We start from the raw sequence: 8,917 nt of genomic DNA, 5'->3' as shown, positions 1-8,917 counted from the left end.
AGTGGATGAAGCATCGAGACTTGTGGCGCCGTTGTACAGTCAGTATCAGATTGCACTCCCCGGATCGCCAGGGCACTACCTGCTCAGCGTTTTCTTTGCTCTGGGGCGCGAGCGCCAGCGCCTCCATTCCCTGCTGGAAGACATCAGGAACTGCCCTATGGGCGCTGGTGCCGGCGGAGGCACCAGTATGCCGATAGATCCTTTGAAAACCGCAAATCTTCTAGGATTTGAACTGCCGTCGTTCAACTCACTTGATGCGGTCGCGAGCCGAGACCATCACCTGCACGGGCTTTCAATCTTTGCTAGCATCTCAACCTTGCTCAGTCGTGTGGCCCAGGATCTGCAAGTCTGGACGACTCGTGAGTTCGCTCTTGTCGATATTCCTCACTATCTTGCCGGCGGCTCTTCCATGCTTCCGCAAAAGAAGAACCCATTTCTACTTGAACACATCAAGGGGTCGGCAAGCACCGTAATTGGCGCATACGTTTCTGCTGCAACAGCTATCTGCAAAGCGCCTTTCAGTAACTCGATTGAGGCAAGCAACTACGGCTGCTCTCCTCTCAGGCTTTCAGAGGAGGCCGTGAAGAGGGCCATCATCCTCACATCGCTTATCGTGAAATACATGTCGTTCAACGGGAAGTCTATGCGCGAACATCTGGAAGACGGGTCATCAATGACGGCCGTCGCCGCCGAACGGATGACGTCGCGAGGCGTTCCTTTCAGGAAGGCCCACACAATAATTGGCCAGATCGCCAGCCGCCTGTCTCAGATATAGCAGTTTCATCGCCGCGTCGTCATTGGGAAAGTGACCGCGCGTTCAAGGAAGAGGGAGCCGATGGACCTGTGATTGGGATGGCGTTTCGATAGCGCGTGTCACAGCTCTAACATGATCCGGTGCGGGCCGGCATCAACGACGTGCAGAAACTGTCGAAGACACATGAAGCGATCCCAGGGCCAAAGACCGAGATCCAGCGCGGTATCCCTGAGGCACTACCTGCCGCTGTATTTTCCGAGATCGATCGCTTCCGGGGAACAGCCGCAGCGTCGCCTGGATCCCGAGCTTGGGATCACCTGTGCTTGGATCTCGTGTTCGGGCCAGCGCCAGCGACGACACCAGCCGCACCTCAAACCCGCTTGAGCAAGGCGCCATGCTGTCGGTCGTTGATAGTTCCCGCCTCAAAAGGCGCAAACCACAGGGCGGCCGCACGCCTGCAGCACTTCGATCAGACGATCATGCTCAGCACGGGTGTTAGGATCAAAAGGCGACACCGGCGCTAGTGGCCTGATGCTTCGATCAGAACTTCATTGCGCACCTCGGCAATGTCCATCGCTACCAGCACCGCGGCGGTGGTTGTAGAATCTGAAGTGGTCATGGTCGGGCTCTCCGGAATAGGTTATGAACATCCACATTCTAGAGAAACTTTGACTGGCCATGTGCGGTGCGCGCCTGCAGCGAATTATATGGGCGTCGGTGCATCGCAAGACCCTAAGGTGGCTATGATAGGTGTGATAGCCAATTTCTGGGCAAACTGTATATGTCAAAAGCCGAGAAACCTGCCATCGTCCCCCGAGAACAACTCACTTGGGTGCGCAGAGGATTGGGTGCCAGAGGATCCCGAAAATGGCAAGACATCCGTTCGCTGAAACGATCAGGTCGAGAAAACCGCAAATTGGCGCCTGGATGCACATTCCGCATCTGATAGTCGCAGAGACATTGGCGCAGACAAACCTAGATTTTCTTCTGGTTGATGGCGAGCATTCGCCCATTCCGCCCAACGCGCTCCTGCAGATTCTTCCTGCGACTGAACGGTACGGCATGCCTGTACTCTACAGAGTAGCTTGGAACAGGATTGAACTCATTAAAGCGGCGCTAGATCATGGTGCGAACGGCATCATGGTGCCAATGGTAAACTCCGGTGCCGAAGCCATCGAAGCTGTGTCGTCCGCAAAATATCCGCCTACGGGAAAGCGTGGATCTGGAGCGTGGAGAGCATCGAACTATTACCAAAACAATGCGGAGTATCGCAAGGCTGCGGACTCTAGTTTGGCCGTCGTACTCCAGGTTGAAACGCGAGAGGCTCTCAATAATCTGGACGACATAGCTTCAACGCCTGGTGTGGACGCGCTCTTCGTCGGACCGGCAGACCTTGCCCTTTCCTTGGGCATGGAACCGGGAGAGCTCACACCCGAGTTAGTGGATGCATGTCAAGCCGTCGCGAATGCAGCTAAGAAGTACGGTATAGCATCTGGCATCGATGTGGCGTCCATAGAATATATGATGCGACTTAAAGTACTTGGCCTCAGCCTGTTCACCTATGGATCTGACCCCGATTTTGTTTTGCAGGGCGGCCGCGCTGTGGCGAAAGATTTCCACAACGCGTTTCTCGCTAACCATTGTCGCCGGTTCGGTCCACAGTCTGCAATCACTCATCTCTAAGTCTGCGCAAATTCGGAGTGAAAACGCTACCAAGTATTTCGGCAGGGTTAGTGTCCTTGATCATGCTCAACGGCGGCGGTCAAAAACAAGTACGCCTGCCTCGGCGTGTTAGGGGTCTTCGAAATCGGCTATTCGTGGGCGGCTGTGAGAGCCTGGCCATGCGCTCTTCCTCGTCGACCGCACCATCGCCAAGGGGATTACGGCGGCCCCCTGATCCGCCTGCAGATCGGGCTGGAGGATATCGAGAATCTCCATATATCGAGCGTGGGCTCAAAGCGGAGGCCAAAGCCGCCGAATGACAGCTGATAGATTTTTATGGCTATAGCGGTCCCGAGATTCACAACGGTCGCTCAGATCACGATGACCAAGGGGAGACGATGCGTTACATACGTCCGCTTTCAATTGAAGACGCCGCCGGCCTGTTGGCCGGCTCAGCCGGCACGGCCGCCATCCTTGCCGGAGGCAGCGACCTCTTGGTGAGAATGAAAGGCGGCTTTATCGAACCCGACCTGATCGTCGACATCAAGGCGATCGACGGGCTTGGCGAGATCAGGGAAACAGCCGAGGGCTTCAGCATCGGCGCGGCGGTCCCCTGCGCGGTGCTGGGCGAGAGCAAGGCCCTGAAGAACGCATGGCCCGGCGTCGTCGAAGCTGCGAACCTGATCGGCTCCAAGCAGGTGCAGGGACGCTGCACCATCGTCGGCAATCTCTGCAACGCCTCGCCGGCCGCCGACAGCGTGCCGGCACTGGTGGCCGCTGGCGCCAAGGCGGTGGTCGTCGGCCCGGGAACCAGGCGCACGATTGCCGTGGAAGCGGTGCCGACTGGGCCGGGCAAGACGTCGCTGGCAAAGGGCGAGATCATCGAGGCAATCCTGCTCGACAGCCGTCTGCCGCGTTCGGGCGATGCCTATCTGCGTTTCATCCCGCGCACCGAGATGGACATCGCGGTGGTCAGCGCCGGTGTGAACCTGACGCTCGATGAGCAAGGTCGCGTCAAATCCGCCCGCCTGGCGCTGGGCGCCGTGGCGCCGACGGTGGTTCTGGTCGAGGAGGCCGCCGAGGTTCTCATCGGCTCCAAGCTGGACGAAGCCACGCTGGAGAGGCTCGCCAAGGTCTGCTCGGGCGCCTGCCGTCCGATCGACGACAAGCGAGGCACTATCGAATTCAGACGGAAAGTTGCGGGTGTGCTGGCCAAGCGGGCCGCCACGTCCGCCTATGCACGTGCAGGAGGCAAATGATGGCTGGTGTGGCAGTATCAACGACAATCAACGGCGACAATGTCGAGTTCCTTTGCCAGCCGGACGAGACGCTGCTTGATGTCCTGCGCGATCGCCTGGGACTGACGGGCGCCAAGGAAGGCTGCGGCACCGGCGACTGCGGGGCCTGCAGCATCATCCTTGACGATCGGCTGGTGTGCTCATGTCTGGTGCTTGGCGCTGAGGCCGAGGGCCGGCACCTCGAGACCATCGAGGGCATGGCGCATGGCGACAGGCTGCATCCGCTGCAGCAGAAATTCCTGGAGCACGCCGCACTTCAATGCGGCGTCTGCACGCCGGGCTTCCTCATGGCGGCCAAGGACCTTTTGGCCAAGAACCCCGATCCGACCGAGGAGGAGATCCGCTTCGGCCTCGCCGGGAACCTCTGCCGCTGCACCGGCTATGACAAGATCGTGCGTGCCGTTCAGGACGCCGCCATCGTAATGAAACAAGCGTGATGAAGGGAGCATAACGATGAATTTCGATCCGCGTTACTCCGGACGCAATTTCACCTCTGTCGGTACGCGTCCCATTCGTCCCGACGGCGTCGACAAGGTGACGGGCCGCGCACGCTATGGCGCCGACTTCAACATGGCCGGGCAACTGGTCGGGCGCGTTCTCAGAAGCCCTCATGCGCATGCCACGATCAGGAAGATCGACACGTCGAAGGCGGAGAAGCTTGCCGGCGTCAAGGCGGTGATCACCGCGGCCGACCTGCCCGACCTGACCGACGGCGATGCGGCCATGTACGACATCCTCGACAACTGCATGGCGCGCAAGAAAGCGCTCTATGACGGCCATGCCGTGGCCGCGGTCGCTGCGGTCGATGCCCGCACGGCGAGGCAGGCACTGAAGCTGATCGAGGTCGACTACGAGGTGCTGCCGCATGTCACCGACGTCGACGAGGCGATGAAGCACTCCGCACCCCTGATCAACGACGCCATCTTCACCGAGGGCCTCGAGGAAAAGCCTGTCAAGCCTTCAAACGTCACCAAGCGGACCCAGTACGGCCATGGCGACATCCATGAAGGCTTCGGCCAGGCCGATTTCGTCGTCGAACGCTCCTTCAAGACCGAGCAGACGCACCAGGGCTACATCGAGCCGCATGCCTGCGTCGCCAATGTCAGCTCCGACGGCACCGCCGACCTCTGGGTCTGTACGCAAGGCCATTTTGTCTACCGCCAGCACTGTGCACAGCTGCTTGGCATGGAAGCCTCGAAGCTGCGCGTCACCTCGTCGGAGATCGGCGGCGGTTTCGGTGGCAAGACCCATGTCTGGGCCGAGCCGGTGGCGCTGGCGCTGTCACGCAAGGCCGGGCGGCCGGTCAAGCTGGTCATGACGCGCGACGAGGTGTTCCGCGCCTCCGGCCCGACCAGCGCCACCTCGATCGACGTCAGGATCGGCGCCCGTAAGGACGGCACGATCACGGCGGCCGAGGCGACGCTGCGCTATTCCTGCGGCCCCTATGCCGGCATGTGGGCTGAGATCGGCGCCATGACCGCCTTTGCCTGCTACAAGCTCGAGAACGTCAGGACGGTCGGCTACGAAGTGCTGGTCAACCGGCCCAAGACTGCGGCCTATCGCGCGCCGTCGGCGCCGATGGCAGCGTTTGCGGTGGAAAGCGCGGTCGACGAGCTGGCCAAGGAGATCGGCATGGACCCGGTCGAGTTCCGGATCAGGAACGCGGCGCAGGAAGGCACCAGATCGTCCTACGGCCCGGTATACGGCCCGATCGGCATCGGCCCGACGCTGGAAGCGGCGAAGAACCATCCGCACATGAAGGCGCCGCTCGGCAAGAACCAGGGCCGCGGCATGGCCTGCGGCTTCTGGTTCAACTTCGGTGGCCAGACCTGCACCGACCTCAACATCGGCATGGACGGTTCGGTCTCGCTTGCCGTCGGAACCGTTGACGTGGGTGGCTCGCGCGCCTCGCTTTCGCTGGTGGCGGCAGAGGAGCTCGGTATCCCCTATGAGCAGGTCAAGGCGGTGGTCGCCGATACCTCCAGCCTCGGCTACAACGATATGACGGACGGCAGCCGCGGCACCTTCTCGTCTTCGATGGCGACGATCTCCGCCGCTCGCAACGCCATCAAGATCCTGCGGGATCGCGCCGCGCAGACGTGGGACATCCCGGTCGACGACGTGGTCTGGGAAAAGGGCCACGCGATCGCTAGGGGCGAGAAGTACGGCAACCTTGCTGCGCTGTCGCTGAAGGAGATCGCGGCCGCTTCCGGAAAGACGGGCGGACCGATCGCCGGCCACAGCGAGCTCGTCGCCGACGGCGCCGGCGTCTCCTTCGCCACCCATATCTGCGATATCGAGGTGGATCCGGAAACCGGCTTCACCAGGGTGCTGCGCTACACCGTCGTTCAGGACGCCGGCAAGGCGGTGCATCCGACCTATGTCGAGGGGCAGTACCAGGGGGGTGCCGCGCAAGGCATCGGCTGGGCGCTCAACGAAGAGTACATCTACGGCAAGGACGGGCGGCTGCAGAACCCTGGCTTCCTGGACTACCGCATCCCGGTCTGCTCGGACCTGCCGATGATCGACACACAGATCCTCGAGATCCCCAACCCTAACCATCCCTACGGGGTGCGCGGCGTCGGCGAGACCTCGATCGTGCCGCCGCTGGCGGCGATCGCCAATGCAGTCTCGAACGCGGTCGGTGTGCGCATGGCGCATATACCGATGTCGCCGCCGCGCATCCTGGCGGCGATCGAGGCGGAACGGGAGGGCTGATGGTCGAAGTGACGCTCTGGGGATCGCTCGGCGCGATCGCCGGAGGCAAGAGCAAGGTCGAGATCGAGGCGAAGGATATTCGGGAGCTGTTCAGGAAACTGGCTGAGCAGTATCCCGGCCTCGAGCCCTACATCGATCGCGGCATCGCCGTCGCCATCGACGGGACGATCTATCGCGACACCTGGTCGAAGGAACTGCCGAAACGGCGGAAATCTTCCTGCTGCCGAGGCTGGCGGGGGGATGAGTTGCAACGGCGTTGTCACGTTGTTTGAAAATGCGGCCGCGTGAGGCCGACACCGCGCTTTTCAGGCCGTGCACTCACGGCTTCCCACGCGGCCATTGTATTCGGCCCACATCTCATCAGTCACGTTCCCGCTGCTCACCACCCAATAGCCCCTCGCCCATAGGTGCTGGCCCCTTGCGCAATATCCCGAACTCGCTCAGCAGTTTGTGCGAACTGCGCCCCTTCAAGTATTTTAAGAAAGCGAATTTTCGATTGGGTCTTGATACTTGGGGTCTGAATCGAAATTTCGCGCAAGTCAGCCGTACGCAGGCAGGCGTTGCGGCACGAAGGTTTCGTTCAAGTGCTCCTTGAGGTTGGGCTGGCTGATCCTTCCGCTTGACTGCGCAGCCTCAACCCCTTCAATCTGAATGGTCATCACCGCCCGACCGACCTGTGCATCATCTCACCCAGTTTCGCCAGATAAGTTTCGTTTTGAGCTGTCCATGGGAACGAGAAGTTAAGTGCAACGAAGTTTCGGAATGAGGCCTCGATCGAGAAAATAGGACCAGGGAGAAAACTGAAGTCAGATTCTATCGCCTGAAGCAAAGCGCCAGTGGCATCGAAGGCGAGTGGCCCTCGCACCCAGCACATAAACCCGCCGGCGGGAGACGATACAACACACTCACTGGGAAAATGTTCTGCGATTAGCTCGAGGCCCCTTTGCATCCTCGCGGCAAGTGTGCCGCGCAATTGCCTCAAATGTCGGTCCTGACTACGGATCGCCAGAAACGTGGCGATCGCGCGCTGGACAATACCGTCACCGCTGTTCAGTCCGTGTGTATACTGGTGGGTCATCAAACGCCGTGTGTGGGTGCCGGCAATGATCCAACCCAATCCATACGCTGGCGGGAGCGAGGCCATAAAACTCCCGAATTGCACCACGATATCGGACGGATCGTGTTGTTTGAACGAAGGCTGTCTGTTGCCACGGTAATTCAGGTCGCTGAACATGTCATTTTCGAGGATAAGCACTTGGTGTTGGCGAGCAATTTCCACAACACGGCGCATAGTTTGCTCGGAATAGGTCACGCCTGTGGGATAGTGATGGGAGCCCATAAGCAATGCCACGCGAACGGAATTCGAGCGGACAAGATGCAGGAATTGTTCGGGATTGATGCCAGAGCGCGGGTGGGAATAAATTTCCACCACGGAGAGGCTCTTGCGGTTCAATCCAGCCAGCATTGGAAAATAAGATGGACTTTCGACAAGGATTACGTCTCCTGGCTTGGTAAATGCATTGAGGCACATGTCGAAGCACGACATGCCGGTGTTGCCGACGATTATTTCCCCTTGTGCGACGACGCATCCTCGCTTTGAGACGCGGCGCGAAATTTCATGTCGCAACTGCATGTCGCCTTGTGGTGAATCGCACCCAACAAGCCTGGTCTCGCCTTGCCGCAAGAGCTGGCGCAACAGCCGATCTATGTCGCTGCGGTCGAATAAGTCCGGACTTGGGTAGAAGCTGCCGAATGGGCCAAGCTCATTTGAATAGCAAATGTGCAGCAAAGCCTCAGGCAGATTTTTGACAGTCTCTCCATCGCGATCGTGACTCCGTGAGCCTGTCGCTGGCGCCGGCAAACCGATGACATAGAAGCCCGACCGGGGCCGGGCCTCGCAAACACCCTCAGCCTCCAAGAGCTCGTATGCATGATGAACTGTCATCGGGCTGTACCCCGTATCCTCGCTTAACTGCCGCACAGACGGCAGGCGATCACCGACCCTCAGCGTCCCGGTGCGAATACGGCGCTTGATGAGGTCAACGACAAATTCGTAGCGGCGCATCGCCGACGTCTGGGGACCATCGGTCATAGGATTGGAGTTCCGATCGCAACTGGTATCTGCTTTGTCTGCACAAGAAAGCCGTTCACCTTTAGACAAATAATGGGTCTTGGCGGCCAGATCGTTGCATAACCTAAGCCTCCTGCAACACGTGAACCCATCCATATTTATCCTTTCTGGTCGTTAAAATGCACAAAAGCCACCAATTCCGCGGAGCACAGTTTCTGGCGAGGGCGCGCTTCGGGGTTTCAAAACTGCGCCATCTGTGCTGAACAAATTCGCAGGAATTTGACACTGGCGCGTCTCCATATTTTGTTTCTCTTTGTCATGTTGGTAACGTCAGAGTCGCCAGGCGCTGAGGAAGGTTTATGGAAACAGTCGTTATCATCGGAGGAGGACTAGCAGGGCATCGTGCTGCCACCA

7 protein-coding genes and 2 pseudogenes are annotated in these 8,917 nt (G+C 59.5%); 6 read left to right on the top strand and 3 right to left on the bottom strand.

Annotated elements, in window-relative coordinates:
• Nucleotides 1–775 (top strand): lyase family protein (locus tag NKH90_RS33640; RefSeq protein WP_352823585.1); only part of this gene is annotated, 775 nt, incomplete at its 5' end.
• Between the two features lie 306 nt (nt 776–1,081).
• Here the strand turns inward: NKH90_RS33640 and NKH90_RS33635 are convergent.
• Nucleotides 1,082–1,373, bottom strand: a pseudogene (locus NKH90_RS33635) (IS110 family transposase); the annotation flags it as partial.
• A gap of 248 nt (nt 1,374–1,621) precedes the next feature.
• Here NKH90_RS33635 and NKH90_RS33630 point away from each other — a divergent pair.
• The 5 genes from NKH90_RS33630 (at nt 1,622) to NKH90_RS33610 (ending at nt 6,704) form a co-directional block, all read left to right on the top strand.
• A complete protein-coding gene (locus NKH90_RS33630; protein WP_352823583.1) occupies nt 1,622–2,437 on the top strand; it encodes an HpcH/HpaI aldolase family protein in 816 nt (271 codons plus the stop codon).
• A gap of 377 nt (nt 2,438–2,814) precedes the next feature.
• A complete protein-coding gene (locus NKH90_RS33625; RefSeq protein WP_352823580.1) occupies nt 2,815–3,675 on the top strand; it encodes an FAD binding domain-containing protein in 861 nt (286 codons plus the stop codon).
• Nucleotides 3,675–4,151: a (2Fe-2S)-binding protein gene (locus NKH90_RS33620; RefSeq protein ID WP_352478287.1), complete on the top strand. Its 477-nt coding sequence runs from the start codon at nt 3,675–3,677 to the stop codon at nt 4,149–4,151. The genes NKH90_RS33625 and NKH90_RS33620 overlap by 1 nt, the downstream gene beginning before the upstream one ends.
• Nucleotides 4,152–4,167: 16 nt before the next feature.
• Nucleotides 4,168–6,432 (top strand): xanthine dehydrogenase family protein molybdopterin-binding subunit, encoded by a 2,265-nt coding sequence (locus tag NKH90_RS33615; protein WP_352823578.1) that lies wholly within the window; start codon nt 4,168–4,170, stop codon nt 6,430–6,432.
• On the top strand, nt 6,432–6,704 hold the full coding sequence (locus NKH90_RS33610; protein WP_352823575.1) for a MoaD/ThiS family protein: 273 nt from the start codon (nt 6,432–6,434) through the stop codon (nt 6,702–6,704). The genes NKH90_RS33615 and NKH90_RS33610 overlap by 1 nt, the downstream gene beginning before the upstream one ends.
• A 33-nt stretch (nt 6,705–6,737) precedes the next feature.
• Here the strand turns inward: NKH90_RS33610 and NKH90_RS34975 are convergent.
• Together NKH90_RS34975 and NKH90_RS33605 are read right to left on the bottom strand one after the other, a co-directional pair.
• A pseudogene (locus NKH90_RS34975) lies at nt 6,738–6,912 on the bottom strand (transposase); the annotation flags it as partial.
• Between the two features lie 178 nt (nt 6,913–7,090).
• A complete protein-coding gene (locus NKH90_RS33605) occupies nt 7,091–8,524 on the bottom strand; it encodes an aminotransferase-like domain-containing protein (protein WP_352823573.1) in 1,434 nt (477 codons plus the stop codon).
• Nucleotides 8,525–8,917 lie beyond the last annotated feature (393 nt).

The sequence above is a fragment of the Mesorhizobium sp. M0898 genome (assembly GCF_040319695.1).
Classification (GTDB): Bacteria; Pseudomonadota; Alphaproteobacteria; order Rhizobiales; family Rhizobiaceae; genus Mesorhizobium.
This window is presented reverse-complemented; position numbering and strand designations above follow the sequence as displayed.

Coding starts and splice junctions, on each gene's coding strand:
- NKH90_RS33630 (WP_352823583.1), top strand. CDS start 1,622: ATGGCAAGACATCCGTTCGCTGAAACGATCAGGTCGAGAAAACCGCAA.
- NKH90_RS33625 (WP_352823580.1), top strand. CDS start 2,815: ATGCGTTACATACGTCCGCTTTCAATTGAAGACGCCGCCGGCCTGTTG.
- NKH90_RS33620 (WP_352478287.1), top strand. CDS start 3,675: ATGGCTGGTGTGGCAGTATCAACGACAATCAACGGCGACAATGTCGAG.
- NKH90_RS33615 (WP_352823578.1), top strand. CDS start 4,168: ATGAATTTCGATCCGCGTTACTCCGGACGCAATTTCACCTCTGTCGGT.
- NKH90_RS33610 (WP_352823575.1), top strand. CDS start 6,432: ATGGTCGAAGTGACGCTCTGGGGATCGCTCGGCGCGATCGCCGGAGGC.
- NKH90_RS33605 (WP_352823573.1), bottom strand. CDS start 8,524: ATGACCGATGGTCCCCAGACGTCGGCGATGCGCCGCTACGAATTTGTC.